This is a genomic window from Pseudomonas sp. NFACC32-1, assembly GCF_900101215.1.
In the GTDB taxonomy this organism is placed as follows: Bacteria; Pseudomonadota; Gammaproteobacteria; order Pseudomonadales; family Pseudomonadaceae; genus Aquipseudomonas.
In genome coordinates this window covers 759,754-777,302 of sequence record NZ_FMUL01000001.1, presented here as the reverse complement: position 1 = coordinate 777,302, position 17,549 = coordinate 759,754, and the positions used below count along the sequence as shown (strand labels likewise).

Below are 17,549 nucleotides of genomic sequence, written 5' to 3'. Positions count from 1 at the left end.
CAGTGGGCTGGCGTGCATGAGCATTACGGCGCGGTTTTCAACGCGGCATCAACGGGTATCAAGGCTTACAGCGCCTAGACCGAATCGTGGGGCAAGGCCTGGCTCATCAGGGAAAACCCGAAGGTATTGAAGCCGTCCTTGCTATGGGCGAACACGCGTCCACCGTGCATGGACGCCACCGCCCGCACGATGGAGAGGCCCAGGCCATGATGCGCATCGCTTCGCGCCCTGGCGGCGTCGGCGCGATAGAAACGCTCGAACAGATGTTCCAGGTGCACGGTGTCGATGGGATCGCCCGCGTTGGAAACGCTCACCTCTACCTGTATCCCCTGGCTCACCAGGTTCACCGTGATAGTGCTGGCCGGCACTGCGTAGCGCGCGGCGTTCTGCAACAGGTTGGCCAGGGAGCGGTGGAACAGCCGTCGGTCGATGCGCGCACGCATATCGCCCGTGACCACCACGTTCAACTGCCGGTCGAGCAGGACCGGCTCCAGGTACTCAACGGTCTTGCTCGCCTCCTCGTACAACGAAACATCGCTGAGCTCGGTCGCCCGCTGCCCGCTTTCGGCGCCGGCCAGGAACAACATGTCGTTGACCAGGGTGGCCATGCGCTCCAGCTCTTCGAGGTTGGACTGCAACAGATCCTGGAGCTCACCGACGTCACGCCCGTGGGCCAGGGCGACCTGGGTCTGCCCGATCAGGTTGGTCAAAGGCGTGCGCAGTTCGTGGGCCACATTGGCGTTGAACCCTTCGAGCTGGCACCAGGCGGCTTCCTGGCGAGCCAGGGCGCCGTTGAACGACACCGCCAGCTCCTGCAATTCGCCCGGCAATGCCTCGGTGTCCAGCCGCTGCTTCGAATCCCCCGGCGGCAGGCTGTTGGCCTGCCTGCTCAGGCGCCTCACCGGCCCCAGGCCGAAACGGGCAATCCAGTAGCCAAGCAGCGCCACCAGCACAACGCCCACGGCTGAAATCAGGATCAGGATCTTGGTGAAGTGTCCCAGGGTCTTCATGAACGGCGTCGAATCCAGCCCCACGATAAAGCGCAGTTCCGGACGGCTGCCCAGGGCGGGAATGGTCTTGACCAGCAACATCATCGGGCGAGCCCGATCCGGTATTTCCAGGGTGGAGAAGCCTTCCGGACGCTTCGACCAGTCCTGGCCATCCGGCATCTGCCCGCCGTAGCTGTAGGCCGGGTTGTCCACCACCACCCAGTAGCGCACCCGTTCATCGGCAGGCGTCAGGCCATCCAGCTTTTGTCGCAGGCCGACCCAGAACGCCGGCGAGTCGTATTTGGCGAGCACCGGATCGAGCACGGAATGGCGCAGGATCAGCTCGTTCTGCATCTGCTCGTTGAGCGACTGCTTCAACGAACAACGCAGCAGCGTCGCGCTGACCGAGGTGATCAGCATGGCGGCCAGGGCAAACATCAGGGCCAGCCGCCGGGCAATCGATCGCTTCATCATCGCTGTCCGACCTGCCGGCCATCGCTGTCGCGACTCTCCAGCACGTAGCCCATGCCACGGACAGTGTGCAGCAGCTTGCGCGGATACGGCGCGTCGACCTTGGCCCGGACGCGCTTGATCGCGACCTCGACCACATTGGCGTCACTGTCGAAGTTCATGTCCCAGACCTGCTCGGCAATCATCAGCTTCGACAGGATCTCGCCCTGATGCCGCGCCAACAGGCTCAGCAGGCAGAACTCCTTGGCCGTCAGGTCCAGGCGCAGCCCGCCCCTGGTCACCTTGCGCGCCTGCAGGTCGACCTCCAGGTCATCGATGCGCAGATGCGTCAGGTCGGCGGTGTCGCCGGCGCGACGCCGTATCAGGGCCTGGACCCGTGCCACCAGCTCGGCGAACGAAAAGGGTTTGCCCAGGTAATCGTCCGCCCCCTCTCGCAGGCCGCGCACCCGGTCATCCACCGTGCCCCGGGCCGACAGCATGATGACCGGGGTGTTCTTGTGCAGGCGCAAGCCTTGTAGCACGTCGTAGCCGTCCTTGCCGGGCAGCATCACATCGAGGATCACCACGTCGTAATCCAGCTCCAGCGCATAGTGCAGGCCATCGATGCCGTTGTTCGCCACATCGACGATATAGCCCAGTTCGCTCAAGCCACGATGCACATAGGAAGAAGTCTTTTCTTCGTCCTCGACGATGAGCAGGCGCATCAGGTACTCCTCTGGAAGCGGGACAGGCAGGCGACCACAGCCTGCATCAAGCCATTCCCCAGTCTAGATAACGAAAGTGTCCGGAGGCTGACCGCTTCCTGACATTCCTGTCAGAAAGGCTCGATGGCCGTATGGCTTGTCCCCCGCCTCAATCGTCGTTGAAAGGCGCATGCGGGTTTCGCTCTCCGGGCGGACCGGGCCGCTCAAGGGCGCGACAGGTCGAGGCGAAACCTTGCCCAGCCAGTTGCCCCTGCACGAAGGCAAAAGCCTCCTTCAGCGAGCCATGCAGCACCCCATCGTGCCCCAACCCGTCATAGAGCCGCCAGGAAACCTGGTTGCCGGCGGCACATAACGCCGCCGCGACCGCGTACTGGCGCAGCGGCGCAATCGTCCGGTCAGCCTGGCCGGTGGCGATCAGCACGGGGAATGGAATCGCTGCCTGTGGCATATCCGTCGTTGGCATGCGCAGCGCATCCAAGGCTTCGGGGGTGACGGTCAGAAGCTGTGACACGGAGTCGACCCGCAGTTCGCGTGATTTGAGGGCGATTTCACGGGTGCAGCCCCGCCGGGCAACCTCGAGCAGTTCAAGGCCTTTGGGCGTCAGCAGGTCTTCGATCCGCGGTGCGTTTTCCCGCAGGCCACCGGAGGCCAGCGACAAAAAGATCGTGTTGGATTGGCGCGCCGGCAACGCCACGGGACCGTCGGGAAAGGTGCTGTTCGGGGCCGTGAGCACCGCGCCGAGGATATTGAGCTGCGGCGCGTAGGTCTCGGCGAGTATCGCCGCGCCCAGCGCCGCGCCGCCGCCCTGGGACTGCCCGGCCAGGAACACGCGATCGGAAATCACCTGGGGGCCGATTGCCCGCGCCGCCCGGATGGCATCCAGGATCGAACGGCCTTCCGCCTGCCAGAACGTATAGGGATGGGGCCCCGGTCCGCCCAAGCCCTGATAGTCCGTCGCGACAACCGCGAAGCCACGCTCCAGCCAGCGATTGACATAGGCTGCGTCGCGCTCGCGCAATCCGGTCCAGGAAGGGGCGCAGCGGTCGGCGATTCCCAGCGTGCCGTGTGCCCAAGCCAACAGCGGCCAACCTTCGGACGGCGGTGCAACGTCCGGGAGGAACAGCACCCCGCTCACGGGGACCTGTCCCGAGTGCCAGCGTTGGTCGGTGGAGGTGTAGAGGATGCGCATCGCTTGCGAGGCGGCCGGCATCGTTTCCTGCAATGCCAGCGGCTCTTTTTTCAGAACGACACCGGGCAGCGCGGGCATTGCATCGGACCACCGATAGAACGGGGAAAGCGTCATGTCGCCTGCCGAAGGACCGGTCACAAGCCTGCCGTCGGTGGCGGCCGTCACCGCCAGGCTGGCCAGAAACACCGGCGCAAGCCGCGCGGCCATGGCGAAGGTTCGAAAAACCAGCATTGGACATTCACCTGACAATCAAGGAAAAGCCAGCGCCTCGCGCAACGCGGCGCCCTGGGTACGGATCACCTGTCGCACCACCGGTGCCACTTCATTGAAACGGATGAACCCGTGGGGCATGTTCGCAAGCACATCCAAGTGTGTCGCCACACCGCAGCGCCGCAGCTTGTCCGCGAGTTCCTGGTTCTCGTCGAGTAACGGGTCCAGCGCTCCGACCACCAGGCGCACGGGTGCAAGGCCCGCCAGGTCAGCCAGGATCGGCTGCACTCGCCAGTCGCGTTCGTCATGGGCCAGGTAGCTCGCCCAATAGGCACTCATGGTTTCGGCCGAAAGGTTCTGCCCGCCGTATCCGCCGAATCGTCGCCACGAATCGGAGGTGACGTTCCTGGAGTAGCTGCCGTAGAACAGGACCAGCTGTCGCAACGCGTCCACTCCCGCGTCGCGCAGGGCAATGGCGGCGCCCAGGGCCAGGTTGGCGCCGGCGGAATCCCCCGCCAGTACATACCCGCGTACCGGACAATCGGTGACAGCGTTCAGGCGGATGACCCGGCTCACGATGGAGACCACCTCGTTGAACGCCACAGGAAACCGGTATTCCGGCGACAGCGCATAATCGATGGACAGCACCGCCAGGCCGCTGTCGCGCACGAACTGGCGTAAAGGTGCGTCCCAGCCGTTGAGCGATCCATGCCCAAACCCTCCGCCGTGACAGTAGAACATCAGCGTCGGCGTCTCTTCGGCCTGCGGCCAATACAGCTTGCACGCCACCCGGCGACGGTTGACGCAGAACCCCAGCGTGCGCTCATAGGACAGCGGCACGCTGCCCTGGGTCGCCCAGGCGTTGATCCGCTCCAGTTGGGCCCGGACGCTTTGCACATCCCCGTGAACGACAGGAAGCAGGTCCAGTTCATGCAGGGTCGTCGCGACGGCAGTCAGATCGGGATGTACCTGGGGGTCAGCGGCCGCCGACGGGCTTGCACGGCTCATGGCGTGCCCCTTGGCACGGTGGCCTGCCGACCATCCGCGATGACGCAATGCCCGGGAGGATTGCCCCCCTGCAGGACCGCCATCGCGCACCGGGCAGCGATCAGATTGGTGCGATTGAGCCCTTCCACCGTGGAGGCCGCTACGTGCGGCGTCGCCACTACGTTGGCAAGCTGGATCAATTGTTCGCTGACGGCGGCAAGCGCCGGGTCCGACTCGCTTTCAAAAACATCGAGCCCCGCCCCCGCTATCAGGTCCTGTTGCAAGGCCAGCAACAAGTCCGCATCCCGCACCAACCCACCGCGTGCGGCATTGATCAGCACCGCGGAACGTTTCATCGACGCCAACGCCTGGCTGTCGATCATGCCCTGGGTCTGTGGGGTGAGCGGGGCGTGGAGCGTAATGAAATCGCTTTGCTTGAACAGGGTCTGCAGATCGACGAAACGACAACCCTGGCCGCTGCTTTCCAGTGCCTCATCCGGGTGAGGGGTATGGATCAGGGTCGTGACGTCGAACCCGGACAGGCGCTGCACCACCGCCCTGCCGATCCGCCCCAGTCCCACCACTCCGACGGTCTTGCCGTACAGATCGCTTCCCAGGGGAATCGTCCAGTCGCCGCCGGCCAGGCCCGCCTGGCATTGCTTGAGCCTGCGACAGACGGCAAGCATCAGCCCCACGGTATGATCGGCGACACTGGCGTCGTTTCCGCCAGGTGCGATGGTCGCCACCTTTCCCGTGGCGACCACCGCCGCCGTATCGACCCGCTCATACCCCACGCCTCGGCGAGCGATGACTTTCAGGCGCGGGAGTGAAGCCAACAGGTCGGCCGTCACGTTCGCATGCCCGACAATCCAGCCATCCGCTTCATTGAGCAGCTCGATCAATTGGCGTTCGTTCCAATGCCCCTCTGTTTGCCCGTGGGCAGGCTCGGCGATGACGACCTCGCAGTCGTTCGCCTGCAGGAAGGCGATGGCTGCGGGATCAAAAAAGCGTTGGGTGATCACTACTCTATGGCGAGGTTTCATCAGGGATTTCTCGATCGCTCAGTCGATGGTCAAAATGCGTAGTCCAGATACACGCGCGCTTCCGATCCGCTGACCACGTTATCCGGCTGGGCGGATACGAGGGCGACAAAATCCTCGTTGATCCGATAGTCGATATAGATCACGCCCACTGAAAGTCCGGAGTATTCCTTTTCATCGAATCGGTAATAGACGCGATACTCCTTTTGCCGCTCGCGCACATCGGTGCGTTGGCCGCTGAGGGGATTGCCGGCGTCGAACTCGCCTTGCTTGTAGATGGCCATGGCCTTGAAGCCGTCCAGCGAAGCGCCGAACAACGAAAGGCCGGAGAGGTCGTATTCGGCACCGACCTGCCAGGTCCTTTCACCATCGTTATTGAAGTCATTGCCGGAGCGCGTCCAGGCATCCATCCTGCCGTCGACGTTGTCCGCATGATCGAAGTAGGCATAGCCCAATTGCCCGTTGCTCAACCGGGCTTTGGTTTCAGAAAAGGACACTCCCAGGCGTACCTTATCGAGCAGCAGCCCCAGGTTGATGTTCAGCCAACTGGCCTTGTCATCGTAGGCCGCCTGGCCTGCCGACCAGTCTCGCTCCCATATTGGCCCGGCCTTTTCGAATCGATAGTACTGGGTGTCCAGCACGACCCCGGCGCGCTTGCCAAGCGGTGCCTGCAAGGTCAGGCCATAACGGGTATTTTCATTGAAGTCCCGTGACACACCGTGATCGTAGCTCAGCTCGATGGCCTTCAAATCGTATTTGACGCCGTAGGTGTACAGGTCCTTTATTTCCTCCCCCTTCTGGCTCAGCAAGTGCTCGAATTCTTCCCGGTCCCGGGGCGAGCTCCTGTTGATGTACGCAGCTTCGAACCCCAGCGTTCCCGGCAGTGGGCCAATCCCCATGTTGGTGAAATTCAGATGGGTACGGGCGCCCTGGTAGGAGCCTGGAACGATCCGCGTATCGAGGCTCACCAGGGTGCCGGCATCGAAGCGGCCTCGCCCGATCTGGGCGTCGGCATTCCATCCGTCCCCCACATGGCGCGCCTTCAGATAACCTTGCCCGAGCTTCGCGAAGCCGCCATTGGTTCCATCGGTGTCGTCGAACAGATCCCGGCCGTTGTCTTTCGAGTCGAGCATCGCGACAGCGTAGAGAGAGGCATCGAAGCCCACGATTCCGGCCCAATAGTTGGAGTTGTAATCAACGATCGCCCCGACTCCGGTCCCGCCCAGTTCATTGCCATCCGGAAATCCACCGAAACGGTCTTCGATCAAGTCGTTGGATATGCGCGTATTGATATAGACAGAACGAAGATATGCATTCAACTTGCCTTCATGCTGAAACCGGTCCGGATAACTGATGGCGGCTGCCAGGCAACTATCCGATATAACAACCATTGAACAAAAAGCCACAGCGACGGCGTTAATCGAGTTCATCGACCACCTCATCTATTATTTTTATTGTTGACGTGCGGGCGCGAGCAGCGCCCTTTTAACTTCGGTGCAGCGAACTGTGCAAACTGAAAGTTACTTAGATGATCGCCCGTGTAATGATGGCCGTTACTATCAATACAAGACTGCTGCCGATTGCCCAGAGCAAGCAATATCGTTGCATATCGCCCATATCACGCTTGATGATCCCGCTGATGAGATAAACCGCCGCGACCAGGGGGCTCAGTGCATGAACCGGTTGCCCCAGGACAGAGGCGCGGGCAATGTGCATCGGGGCGATCCCGTATTCGGCGCCGGCCGCCCCCAGTACCGGCAGGATGCCGAAGAAGAACGCGTCATTGGACAGCAGGAAGTTAAGCGGCAAGGCCAATAGCGCAGTCAGGATGCTGAAGTACTGGCCGCCCCCCTCGGGAATCATTTGCACGATTTTCTCGGACATCCCGTCGACCATTCCCGTGCCGGACAAGATGCCGGTAAAGACCCCGGAAGCGAATATCAACGCAATGACCGTCAGCACGCTTTCGGCGTGAGCTGCGATCCGGGCCTTCTGTTCGGCCAGTCGCGGGTAATTGATCAGCAATGCCAGGCAGAAGCCCACCATCATTACCAGCGGCAAGGGGGCCAACCCGGTACCCATGGCGTACATGAGCCCGGCGGTCAATGCCAGATTGATCCAGAACAGCCTGGGCCTTTGTGTCTCGGCCCGGACTTCAGGCAACGGCACCTGATCCAGCGCCGGCCCGGCCTCCTTCTGCGCGGGTGTCCAGCCCAGGCGACGCCGCTCCCTATGGCCGATCCAGAACGCGACCAGGAAGGCATAGGCAAGCCCCACCAGCATGGCGGGCACCAGCCCGAGGAACATTTCCCCTACGTCGACGTGAAGCGCACTGGCGGCACGGGCGACCGGCCCACCCCAGGGAATCAGGTTCACCACGGTATTGGTCAACAGAAGCATCAACGCCAGGATGAGCGGATTCATCCCCAGGCGCAGATACAGTGGCAGGAACGCTGTCGTGACAATCAGAACAGTCGTCGCGCCATCGCCGTCGAACGAAATGACGGCGGCCAGCAAGGCTGTACCCAACACCACTCGAAGCGGATCGTTTCCGACATGACGCAGGATGCGTCGTACAGCGGGCTCGAAGAGCCCGGCGTCGAACATGATCGCGAAATACAGGATGGCGAACATCAACATCAGTGCGGTGGGCGCGACCTGTTTCACCCCATCCATCACCATTGCACCCAGCTGCGGCCCTGCCCCACTCGCCAATCCGAAAGCCACCGGAATCAGTACCAGCGCCGTAACCGCGGAGAGCCGCTTGCTTATGATCAACGCCATAAACGTAACGACCATTGCGAAACCTAGCCAAGCCATGCGTGCACCTTCTTATTTTTATAATGGAGTAGAAATCAATGTGAACAAGCAACTTCTTAACAAAATCTACATAGGCGGGAATAAGCTGTAAATCTTGATTTTTTTTGTCAATGTCTGTCGTTTCCGAACTCATCCAAAAGTGCTGGAGGCCTTTTCTGATCAGGGATTGGACGATCGTCGATCGAATCATCGGACTGTTCATCCGCGACTGCGAATGACCTCGTGAAATGAAAAAACGGATACGGGCACAGGAAAAATGCCGCCGGGATGAACATTGACGAAATCGTCAAATAAACAGTAAATATGAACGCATATTTATCAACCTGAACGAATCCGTCATGCCAGACCAAGAAGACCTATACCTATCGGCGCAAGAGTCGGCAGCCATGCTCAGGGTCAGCCTCCCTACGCTGTACGCCTATGTCAGCCGCAAGAACATCCGCTCCATCAAGATCCCGGGTTCCCCGAAGCGTCGCTATTGGGCCGAAGACATCCAGCGCCTGGTCAAGCACCCGACGGGGGCGAAGCCTTCGGTGAAACGTTCGCCGCCTGCGGACAGCGCCATCACCCTCATCACCGATGATGGGCTTTTCTATCGAGGGCACGACGTCACCGAGCTGGCCGACCACGCAACGGTCGAAGAGGTTGCCGGCCTGATGTGGCAGGTGCCTTCGGCCTTCGGTGCTTCGCTGCCGCGTGTTCCGAAAGACAGCGGCAAGTTGCTGAAAATCTACGAACACCTGTCCGCGCCGGAAAAGGCCATCGCACTGTTTCCGCTGGTACAGCGAGAGAACCCCAAGGCCTTCGATCTTTCCACCGAAAGCTATGCCCGCACCGGCGCGGATGTGGTGAGGTGGTTCGCCGCCCTGGTGGTGGGCGCGACCGAGCCGAGCACGCAGCCGCTGCATGAATTCATCACCCAGGCTTGCGGTGTCCGGCCGGCACTCGCCGACCTGATTCGGCGTCTGCTGATTCTCAGCATCGATCACGAGCTGGACCACACCACCCATAGCGTTCGCGTCGCCGCCACGACAGGCGCCACGCCCTACTACGCCGTGATCGCGGGACTCGCGGCAGCCAGGGGCCACAAGATCGCGTATGGCAGGAATGAAGCGGCCAGCAGGATGATCGAGGAGATCTGCACGGCGACGGATCCCACCCAGCCCATTTTGCAACGCTACAGCCAGGACGGACGTATTCCGGGGTTCGGTCCGAATGTGCATTCCATCAACGATCCGCGGGCCAGCAACCTGATGCAGGCGTTGACCGAGGCATTCGCTGGCGACGGCGAATTCGCCAAATTGCAGAAGGCTTTTTCGGTGGCTGCCGAGCTGGTGGCGTACCCACCGGAGTTCATTCTCCTGGTGAGCTTCATCGGCAGGAAGTTTGGGTTGCATGGGCAGGAAATCGCACTGGCAGGGGTCGGTCGGTTGATTGGCTGGATTGCCCATGCCAGCGAGCAATACAACCAACACCTCGATGCCCGCCCCCGCGCGCGGTACACCGGGACCCTGCCAGGAACCTCCCGACAGGGCCACGCCTGATCCCTGCATCCCGGCGAGGGCTCCCTGCCTGCCGGGCCTGTAGTTGCGTAAGGTTTGACGTACCGCCCGGAACTATCGGGCCATCGCCGCAAACAGGTCCTCGAACCGCGCCTGATGCTCAAGCCCGGCCACGAAATCCAATACCGTCGCCTGTGCCGATGCCTCGATATGGGGGGCTGCCATGCGCCTGAATTTGCGTTCGAAGTCGTGATCGGTCATGGGCGTCTCCACGGAGCCGGGCCCGGTGATCATCTCGCTGACGACGGTCTCGCCCGACCTCAGCGTGACGACGAGACGGTTGGCCAGATGCCGGGGAAACAGCGCCGTAAGCCCGGGATCTTCCACCACGATGATCTTGTCCATCAGGCCGATCACCGCTGGGTCATGGATCTTCTGCTCGGCATAGGAGCCGATGGTGATGTCGCCATCCATCAATGCCCGGGCGACGTTGTAGGGCAAGCTATGGTCGGCGGTCTCCCGGGTCCTGGGCAGCCACTTTTCCGGGGTATCGGCCAGCACCCGGCGGTTGAATTCCGAGGTTTCGATGGTGATGGCGGCGATCTCTTCAAGACCGGCGATACGCTTGCGTATATCGAGCGCCGCCCAGACGGCGGTATGCAGTTCACCGTTGGTTGGAAATGTCTTGGTCAGCGAGCGCCGTATGGCGTAGTCGCCGTTTTCAGGCGAACCGAAACGATCCAGGTCCAGCTCGAACGGCCCGCAAACCAGCTTGAAAAAGCCCATGTCGCCTTCAAAGACCGGCGACGGCCCGGTCATGCCATGGCGCGCCAGTTGAGCGGCAAAAATGGCGTTGCGTGACGCGTTGGCCGCCGAGCAGCCTTTCCAGTCCGATAATGTGCCGCTGCGGACCTGGCGCATAGCCAAATGGCCGCTCAGCGCGATATTGATCGCCTGTTCAGTCTGGTCCACGTCCAGCCTCATCAGGCTGGAGGCCGCAGCGGCCATGGCGACGTTGATGTAATTGACGTGGTCCCAGCCACGCTTGTTCAGGCTGGCCGCATCCTGCAGCCGCATCTGGATTTCATACGCCAGCACGATGGCCGATATCAACCGGGCCCCACCCGCCCCCTCGGCTTGCGCCACGGCCAGGCAGGCCGGGATGTTGTCGCTGGGATGCCCGGGCTCCAGGCCCATGTATCCGTCGTTGTAATCCAGAAAGCGCACCATGGCGCCGTTCACGAACCCGGCGATTTCGGCCGTTGTCCGCAGGCTTGTGCCAAACACGCTGGAGGTCCCGCCTTGATGACACTCGGCATAACGGACGGCGGCATTGATGGGCGGCGCTCCATAGGCGCCCAGTATGCATGCCAGGCTGTCGATGAAACGCTGGCGCACAATCGCGACGATGGTGTCGGGCAGACGCTGTTGCGCAAACCCATGGGCGTAGCGCGCCAGTCGCCGGGCAATGGTCGAATCTTGCATACTCACCTCTTGTTCCAGTTCGAGCGCTCGGTTTCCAGGCTCTGTACGAGACGTCGCGCCGACTTTTCTCGTACATGCCTGGCGATCGATGACGGACGATTTCAGTCCATCACGACGTCGAGCAACCGCACGTACTGCTGACCCGCATGCATGTCACGCTCGACCATTCCGCCTTGCGGCGTAGCGCGGGGGAAGGAGATCTTGACCATTTCCAGATTGGGCACCGGGATGTATTTCACCCGTTCGGGATCGGTGCCATATAACCGGGCAAACTGCTCCGGCGAGAGCGCGTCACTACGGGAATAACGTTCAAAGTTCTCCCGGCCATTGAAGAAGATATCGAAGGTAATCCAGAACGGTCCGGCTTGTTTCGATCGAACATGACGGCAGACATCGCGCAACTTAACCACGATTCAACTCCTTCGCAGCTGGCGCCGCCTCGGAAAGGTCAATCCACTTGATACGTACCAGCTCCATTGGGTCCTCAAGCTGCACGACGTGATTGAGCTTGAATTCAAAAATCCGGCCGCGAGGGATATCCGCGGGCGTGAACGCGAATCCATAGGAAGGCAGTTCCTTGCCCATGACACTTGGATAATGAAAAAAGTACGGATTGCAGGCCTGCGCGATGGTATCTGCAAGTTGCTGGGTTGCAGCCGTGGCCACGAATAACATGCCGATCTCGGGAGGTGGCAAGGTTCCCGCGGGCGGCTTCATCCCGGTGACCGCATTCCAACCGTACATGCGCAGGGATATATGAAACTCACCCAACTCGTCGGCGGGAATGGACTGGCGGGTACGGGCATAGAGCGCTTCGAGCAGGCGATCGTGGAAACCATCGATGTCCTTGAGTACGTCCGGGTCCTGGATACCCACCAGCATGATGGTCTGATAGGCACCCGCGGCGGCGCCTTCCAGCTTCATGGTGTAGGGCATCGGCTCCCAGCGCGATCCTTCGACCCTGACGGCGCGTCCGTTCAGATCGGCATAACGTGCGTCTGCGACATTCAGGATGCCCCCCGGCTCCAGCAAGCGAAACGGATCGCTGTTTTCGTAGAGCATATGCGCGGAGACACTGTGGGGTGTGCACAGATTGTCCTGGCTGAGAGGTTCCACATTGAACCCGTCGGCATCCACGCTCAGCAGTATCCCGGAGCCCAGCGTCGGATTGACGGCGCACTGCACGCCACATTCGCCTGTCTTGCCGGCATGCCAGGACGGCCCCCAGGGCGCACCCTTCCAGATCGGATAGCAGGCAATGACGGCGGTGTCGGTGGATCGGCCGGCCAGTATGATGTCCGCGCCGCCATCAAGCGCCGCGATGAACGGCTCGACCCCCAACGCGGCGACAATGTGCTCGCAGGCATCGACCGTTGCATCCTCCAGTTCACCGTGTGGCGCAAGAGGCTTGATCCGCCCTTGGGCATTCAGTCGCTTGATGGTGTCTTTCTCTTGCTCACAATAGATAAGAGCAACTTTCGGTGTCACCCCGAGTTCACCGGCAACTTCAATGACGATATCCCGCGTCCAGTTCAGATTGAGATCGCCACCGGCTTGCCCGGAAGTACCGATAATAATCGGCACGCCAGAGGATGCCTGGGCTTTCATCAATATACTCAGGTCGCGTTTTACCGAACCGCGATTATTCTTTGATTTGCCAAGTGCAAGATAAGCTGCGCCACTGTCGGTCGACCCCGCATCCGAAGCAATGACTTGCGCACCGGCCGCCAGCCCATAGGCAATTTCCTCTTCGCGCACACCTGCCCCCAAAGAACCACAGGGAACAATGACTTTTACGCAACCTTCGAATAGCCGCCCCATAGAAGCCTCTTTTTTATTTATTTGTGGGCCGATCATAAAGCCTGGAATCAGGCTGACAAGTGGACAGTTTTTATCCATATATCTTTACTGGTAAGTTGGGCATTCTTATTGTTCACAGCAAAGATCAATGACCGGTCATGAGGCATATGAGCATCAATCGCGAGCGTTCCTTACTGCCCGAAGACCTGCGTGTCTTCCTCACCGTTATCCGCAAGAACGGCTTCGGCCACGCGGCGCAGGAACTGGGTTATTCGCCTGCGTATGTGAGCAAGCGGATGGCGGTCCTGGAGACGACACTGGGGACCAGGCTGTTGCATCGCACGACCCGCCGGGTCGCGTTGACCGACGAAGGCGAACGTGTCCGCATCTGGGCCACGCGATTTCTGGGGGACATGGAGGATTTCATCAGCGAGCTGACCGACGCCCGGCAGCAATTGCAGGGAAGCTTGCACATCTGCAGCTCCTTCGGCTTTGGCCGCAACCATGTCGCCCCTGCGATCCCCGCCCTTTCGCGAATGTACCCGCGCATGGAGATCCGCCTCGACGTGTTCGATCGCCTGGTGGACATCGTCAATGAAGGCTTCGACATGGAAATCAGCGTAGGCGACAACCTGCCCGACCAGCTCCTGCATAAAAAACTGGCCAGTCATCGCAGGGTGCTCTGTGCCGCCCCCGACTACCTCCAGCGCCGCGGTGTCCCGACGTCTCTGGATGACCTGGCCGGGCACGACTGCCTGGTGCTCAAGGAACGTAACAACCCCTTCGGCATCTGGAACCTGACGAAGGATGGCGTCGAAACATCGATCCGGGTCAGCGGGCCACTTTCATCGAACAATGGCGAGATCGTGTCGCGCTGGGCCTTGAGTGGCGCAGGCATCATCCTGCGGTCGCTGTGGGACGTGAAACCCATGCTGGAGAGCGGGCAACTGGTGCAGGTGCTGCCCGACCATTTCCAGAGCGCCAATGTCTGGGCCACCTACCCGACACGGCTAAGCCAGTCGGCGAAGCTGAGGGTCTGCATCGAGTTCTTCGAGGCGCATTTCGACGATCTATCCCTGGTTTGAGCATCCGGCAGTCGCCGCCCGATGCCCGTGAAAAGACTCAGCCCAGCCAGGGATGGGCGGCGTGATACCGCGCTTCGAAATCCCGGATCTGCACCGCTCGCCGCAAGGTACTGCCGATGGCATCCAGGCCCAGCAGCAAGGCCTGTTTGCGCAGTTCGTCGATGGCGAAGCCGATACTCGACCCGTCGCTCAATCGAATCTGCTGGTTGGGCAAGTCGACGGTAAGCGTGGCGCTCGCCCCGTCGCTCACGACCCGCCCCAGCGCCTGCAACTGCGTTTGGCAGAGCTGTATCACGAGCACGCCATTGCGCAGGCAGTTGTCGTGGAAGATACCCGCGAAGCTCGTACCGATCAGGGCACGGATCCCCAGTTGCCTGAGCCCCCATACCGCATGCTCACGACTTGAACCACACCCGAAGTTGGGCCCGGTCACCAGGAAACGGGCACCGCTCCAGGCAGGCCGGTTGAGGACGAAGTCTGGATTGGGCTCGCCGGATTCCAGGAAACGCAGGTCGAAGAACACGCCTTTATCCAGTCCATTGCGGTCGATGCCCTTGAGGAACTGCTTGGGCATGATCACGTCGGTATCGACGTTAGAGGCAAGGATGGGTGCGGCCTTTCCGGTCACGCTGTCAAAGGGTTGCATGGTTCAGGCCTCCTCGGTCAACAGGCGTACGTCCGTCAGGCGGCCCCGGATAGCCGCGGCGGCGACCATCGCAGGACTCATGAGGTGAGTGCGAGCACCCGCTCCCTGGCGCCCCTCGAAATTGCGATTGGTACTGGATGCGCAGCGATCCCCCGGAGCGAGGACGTCATCGTTCATCGCAAGGCACATGGAGCACCCGGACTGACGCCACTCGAAACCGGCATCGAGGAAGACCCTGGCCAACCCTTCCCGCTCCGCCTGGGCACGCACCTGCGTCGAGCCGGGAACGATCATCGCTCGTACCGTCGCAGCGACTTTCCGGCCTTTCACCACGCGAGCGACGTCGCGCAAGTCTTCAATGCGCGCATTGGTGCACGAGCCGATGAACGCATGGCTGATCGTCACGTCACTCAACGCCATGCCCGGCTCCAGGCCCATGTAGGCCAGGGCGCGCTGCATGCCCTGGCGCAGGATCGGATCGGCGACGGCCTTGGGGTCTGGCACGGTCCCACCCACGGGCAACACCTGGTCCGGACTGGTTCCCCAGGTCACCATCGGCTCCAGGGCGCTGACGTCCAACCGGACTTCATTGTCGAACACCGCGCCTTCATCGGTGAACAGTTCGCGCCACTTCTCTAGAGCGGCCTCCCACAGCTCGCCCTGAGGGACACGTGGCCTGCCCTTGAGATAGGCATGGACCTTCTCGTCGGGCGCCATGAATGCGCCCCTTGCCCCGGCCTCTACGGCCATGTTGCAGATGGTCATCCGCGCTTCCACGCTCAAGGCATCGATGACAGGGCCGGCGAACTCGATGGCGTAACCGGTGGCTCCCGCCGCACCGACTTTCTCGATCAGGGCCATGATGACGTCCTTCGCGGTAACGCCCGCCCCCAACCGCCCGGTGACCATGACACGCAGGGTCTTGAGCCGCTTGTAGACCAGCGTCTGCGTCGCCAGAAGATGTTCGATCTCGGAAGTGCCGATACCGAAGCCGAAGGCCCCCAGGGCCCCGTAGGTGGTGGTATGGCTGTCGCCAGCGGCCACCACCATCCCCGGCAGGATGAAGCCCTGTTCCGGCGCCACCACATGCTCGATGCCCTGGCGTTTATCCAGCACGTCGAACAGCTCGATGCCGAAGTCGCGGCAGTTCTTTTCGAAATAGGAGACCTGCAAGGCACCGCCCGAATCGGGCATGGTGGCGATACGATCGGGGGCGGTCGGGTTGACATGGTCGACCACCGCCAGCGTCGCACCCGGACGCCACACACTGCGCCCGGCGTCACGAAGCCCGCTGAAGGCTTGCGGGCTTGTGTACTCGTTGGCCACTTGCCGGTCGACGTAGAGCAAGACATGCCCCTCATCGTCCAGGGTACAGACGGTATGGCTGTCGATATGTTTCTGATAAAGCGTGCGAGGGCCGGTCATGGTGGTGGGCTCTTCTGTCATGCGGGATCGGAGTTGATCCCCAGCATAGGCCCAATGAAATCCCCATCAATGGCCTCGCAGTAATGGTGCGGAACACGATTCGTGAATAATGGGCCGCGTCGATCTCGGAGCCGGCATGCCCACTCAGCCTGTTCTACTGGAGCGGTAACGGATTGGCCCATCGATGACAGCCCCCAGGAGCAAGGGTCCTTGGAGCGGCCACTGTCGTGGCCTGAGGCTTTTCTGTTGAATAGCCCCATGCTTAGCCCCGTCCATCCCTGGCGGGGCTTGAGCAACACATACTCGCTTTGGGTAGATTGCACCCGTGCACATTGCGGGCCGTATTCAAGCTTCAGGCAAAGGAAAGTCAGCCCCACGGGAAACGCGCTCCCAAGTGCGAAACTCGGTCTGCATGGCCGAGAGTTTACCCATTGCGACATCAACGGCCCGGTTCCCCAGCAACAGACGCTGGGGGGGCTGCGCCGCGGTGACCGCCGAGTAGATCGCCGCAGCCGCGCGAGCCGGGTCGCCTTCCTGCCGGCCTATGGAAGCGTCATAGGCGCGACGCGCCTGCCCGGCGGTGGCATCGTAATCGGCGATGGACTCGCTGACCTGGGTGGCCGAACCGGCCCATTCGGTGCGAAACGCACTGGGCTCGACCGTCATGACACCGATACCCAACGGCTCGACCTCGGCACGCAAGGTTTCCGACAACCCCTCCAGTGCGAACTTGCTCGCGCAGTAATAACCCACTGCTGGAAAGCCGGCCAGGCCCCCGATGGAGGTCAGGTTTACAATCATGCCTCGGCCTCGCTGGCGCATGCCGGGAAGTACGGCGTGGATCATGTTGGCGGAGCCAAAGAAATTGACCTCGAACAGCCGCCGCGCCGACTGCGGGTCAGTCTCCTCGACGGCGGCGAAATAGCCGATGCCGGCGTTGTTGACCAGCACATCCACCGATCCGAACAGGCGCTCGGCTTGCGTCACGACGGCCTTGGCCTGCTCGGCATCGGTGACATCCAGCGGCAGTATCAGGGCCTCGCCAAGGTCGGCAAGATCCCGTACCTGCTCGGCGTTGCGAGCGGTGACGATCACACGCTCGCCGCGTTCCAGCAGATGAGTTGCGATGAATCGGCCGAAACCGGTGGAACAACCGGTCACCAGCCACGAGTGCTGCTTGCTCATGGTCCGTATCT

General features: G+C 61.5%; 15 protein-coding genes. 2 read left to right on the top strand and 13 right to left on the bottom strand.

The genetic code is table 11. The features are described from left to right. Positions 1 to 74: 74 nt before the first annotated feature. From BLP99_RS03410 to BLP99_RS03380, 7 genes are all read right to left on the bottom strand, one after another. Positions 75 to 1,460 (bottom strand): heavy metal sensor histidine kinase, encoded by a 1,386-nt coding sequence (locus BLP99_RS03410; protein ID WP_072394721.1) that lies wholly within the window; start codon positions 1,458 to 1,460, stop codon positions 75 to 77. After that, positions 1,460 to 2,164 (bottom strand): heavy metal response regulator transcription factor, encoded by a 705-nt coding sequence (locus BLP99_RS03405; protein ID WP_072430513.1) that lies wholly within the window; start codon positions 2,162 to 2,164, stop codon positions 1,460 to 1,462. Before BLP99_RS03405 ends, BLP99_RS03410 begins: the two co-directional genes overlap by 1 nt. 148 nt (positions 2,165 to 2,312) lie before the next feature. Further along, positions 2,313 to 3,584: an alpha/beta fold hydrolase gene (locus BLP99_RS03400; protein ID WP_092179718.1), complete on the bottom strand. Its 1,272-nt coding sequence runs from the start codon at positions 3,582 to 3,584 to the stop codon at positions 2,313 to 2,315. An 18-nt stretch (positions 3,585 to 3,602) separates the two neighbouring features. Further along, entirely contained in the window at positions 3,603 to 4,571 is a 969-nt protein-coding gene (locus BLP99_RS03395) for an alpha/beta hydrolase fold domain-containing protein (protein ID WP_092179716.1), read from the bottom strand. Next, positions 4,568 to 5,593: a phosphoglycerate dehydrogenase gene (locus BLP99_RS03390; protein WP_176776488.1), complete on the bottom strand. Its 1,026-nt coding sequence runs from the start codon at positions 5,591 to 5,593 to the stop codon at positions 4,568 to 4,570. The genes BLP99_RS03395 and BLP99_RS03390 overlap by 4 nt, the downstream gene beginning before the upstream one ends. Positions 5,594 to 5,622: 29 nt before the next feature. Then, positions 5,623 to 6,981 (bottom strand): OprD family outer membrane porin, encoded by a 1,359-nt coding sequence (locus BLP99_RS03385; RefSeq protein ID WP_256327601.1) that lies wholly within the window; start codon positions 6,979 to 6,981, stop codon positions 5,623 to 5,625. Between the two features lie 133 nt (positions 6,982 to 7,114). Beyond that, entirely contained in the window at positions 7,115 to 8,410 is a 1,296-nt protein-coding gene (locus tag BLP99_RS03380; protein ID WP_072394711.1) for a CitMHS family transporter, read from the bottom strand. A gap of 338 nt (positions 8,411 to 8,748) precedes the next feature. Between BLP99_RS03380 and BLP99_RS03375 the strand changes: the two genes are divergently transcribed. Next, on the top strand, positions 8,749 to 9,954 hold the full coding sequence (locus BLP99_RS03375; protein ID WP_072394709.1) for a citrate synthase: 1,206 nt from the start codon (positions 8,749 to 8,751) through the stop codon (positions 9,952 to 9,954). A gap of 72 nt (positions 9,955 to 10,026) precedes the next feature. Here BLP99_RS03375 and BLP99_RS03370 read toward each other — a convergent pair whose 3' ends face one another. The 3 genes from BLP99_RS03370 to BLP99_RS03360 form a co-directional block, all read right to left on the bottom strand. Further along, positions 10,027 to 11,397: an MmgE/PrpD family protein gene (locus tag BLP99_RS03370; protein ID WP_092179711.1), complete on the bottom strand. Its 1,371-nt coding sequence runs from the start codon at positions 11,395 to 11,397 to the stop codon at positions 10,027 to 10,029. Positions 11,398 to 11,498: 101 nt separating this feature from the next. After that, on the bottom strand, positions 11,499 to 11,807 hold the full coding sequence (locus BLP99_RS03365; RefSeq protein WP_072394703.1) for a DUF4387 domain-containing protein: 309 nt from the start codon (positions 11,805 to 11,807) through the stop codon (positions 11,499 to 11,501). Beyond that, on the bottom strand, positions 11,800 to 13,296 hold the full coding sequence (locus tag BLP99_RS03360) for an acyclic terpene utilization AtuA family protein (protein ID WP_256327600.1): 1,497 nt from the start codon (positions 13,294 to 13,296) through the stop codon (positions 11,800 to 11,802). The genes BLP99_RS03365 and BLP99_RS03360 overlap by 8 nt, the downstream gene beginning before the upstream one ends. Before the next feature lie 68 nt (positions 13,297 to 13,364). Between BLP99_RS03360 and BLP99_RS03355 the strand changes: the two genes are divergently transcribed. Beyond that, positions 13,365 to 14,282 (top strand): LysR substrate-binding domain-containing protein, encoded by a 918-nt coding sequence (locus BLP99_RS03355; RefSeq protein ID WP_072430507.1) that lies wholly within the window; start codon positions 13,365 to 13,367, stop codon positions 14,280 to 14,282. Positions 14,283 to 14,319: 37 nt separating this feature from the next. On the opposite strand, the gene leuD is transcribed toward BLP99_RS03355, so the two are convergent. From leuD to BLP99_RS03340, 3 genes are all read right to left on the bottom strand, one after another. Then, positions 14,320 to 14,928 (bottom strand): 3-isopropylmalate dehydratase small subunit, encoded by a 609-nt coding sequence (gene leuD / locus BLP99_RS03350; RefSeq protein ID WP_072394694.1) that lies wholly within the window; start codon positions 14,926 to 14,928, stop codon positions 14,320 to 14,322. A gap of 3 nt (positions 14,929 to 14,931) precedes the next feature. Continuing rightward, a complete protein-coding gene (leuC, locus tag BLP99_RS03345; protein WP_072458434.1) occupies positions 14,932 to 16,353 on the bottom strand; it encodes a 3-isopropylmalate dehydratase large subunit in 1,422 nt (473 codons plus the stop codon). Positions 16,354 to 16,698: 345 nt separating this feature from the next. After that, entirely contained in the window at positions 16,699 to 17,538 is an 840-nt protein-coding gene (locus BLP99_RS03340) for an oxidoreductase (RefSeq protein ID WP_072458435.1), read from the bottom strand. Between the last annotated feature and the right edge of the window lie 11 nt (positions 17,539 to 17,549).

Bases quoted from the DNA above. Each gene is read 5' to 3' on its own strand.
- BLP99_RS03400 (WP_092179718.1), bottom strand. From the start codon at position 3,584: ATGCTGGTTTTTCGAACCTTCGCCATGGCCGCGCGGCTTGCGCCGGTG.
- BLP99_RS03360 (WP_256327600.1), bottom strand. From the start codon at position 13,296: ATGGATAAAAACTGTCCACTTGTCAGCCTGATTCCAGGCTTTATGATC.
- BLP99_RS03375 (WP_072394709.1), top strand. From the start codon at position 8,749: ATGCCAGACCAAGAAGACCTATACCTATCGGCGCAAGAGTCGGCAGCC.
- BLP99_RS03410 (WP_072394721.1), bottom strand. From the start codon at position 1,460: ATGAAGCGATCGATTGCCCGGCGGCTGGCCCTGATGTTTGCCCTGGCC.
- BLP99_RS03340 (WP_072458435.1), bottom strand. From the start codon at position 17,538: ATGAGCAAGCAGCACTCGTGGCTGGTGACCGGTTGTTCCACCGGTTTC.
- leuC (WP_072458434.1), bottom strand. From the start codon at position 16,353: ATGACCGGCCCTCGCACGCTTTATCAGAAACATATCGACAGCCATACC.
- BLP99_RS03395 (WP_092179716.1), bottom strand. From the start codon at position 4,571: ATGAGCCGTGCAAGCCCGTCGGCGGCCGCTGACCCCCAGGTACATCCC.
- BLP99_RS03355 (WP_072430507.1), top strand. From the start codon at position 13,365: ATGAGCATCAATCGCGAGCGTTCCTTACTGCCCGAAGACCTGCGTGTC.
- leuD (WP_072394694.1), bottom strand. From the start codon at position 14,928: ATGCAACCCTTTGACAGCGTGACCGGAAAGGCCGCACCCATCCTTGCC.
- BLP99_RS03390 (WP_176776488.1), bottom strand. From the start codon at position 5,593: ATGAAACCTCGCCATAGAGTAGTGATCACCCAACGCTTTTTTGATCCC.
- BLP99_RS03380 (WP_072394711.1), bottom strand. From the start codon at position 8,410: ATGGCTTGGCTAGGTTTCGCAATGGTCGTTACGTTTATGGCGTTGATC.
- BLP99_RS03405 (WP_072430513.1), bottom strand. From the start codon at position 2,164: ATGCGCCTGCTCATCGTCGAGGACGAAGAAAAGACTTCTTCCTATGTG.
- BLP99_RS03370 (WP_092179711.1), bottom strand. From the start codon at position 11,397: ATGCAAGATTCGACCATTGCCCGGCGACTGGCGCGCTACGCCCATGGG.
- BLP99_RS03385 (WP_256327601.1), bottom strand. From the start codon at position 6,981: ATGGTTGTTATATCGGATAGTTGCCTGGCAGCCGCCATCAGTTATCCG.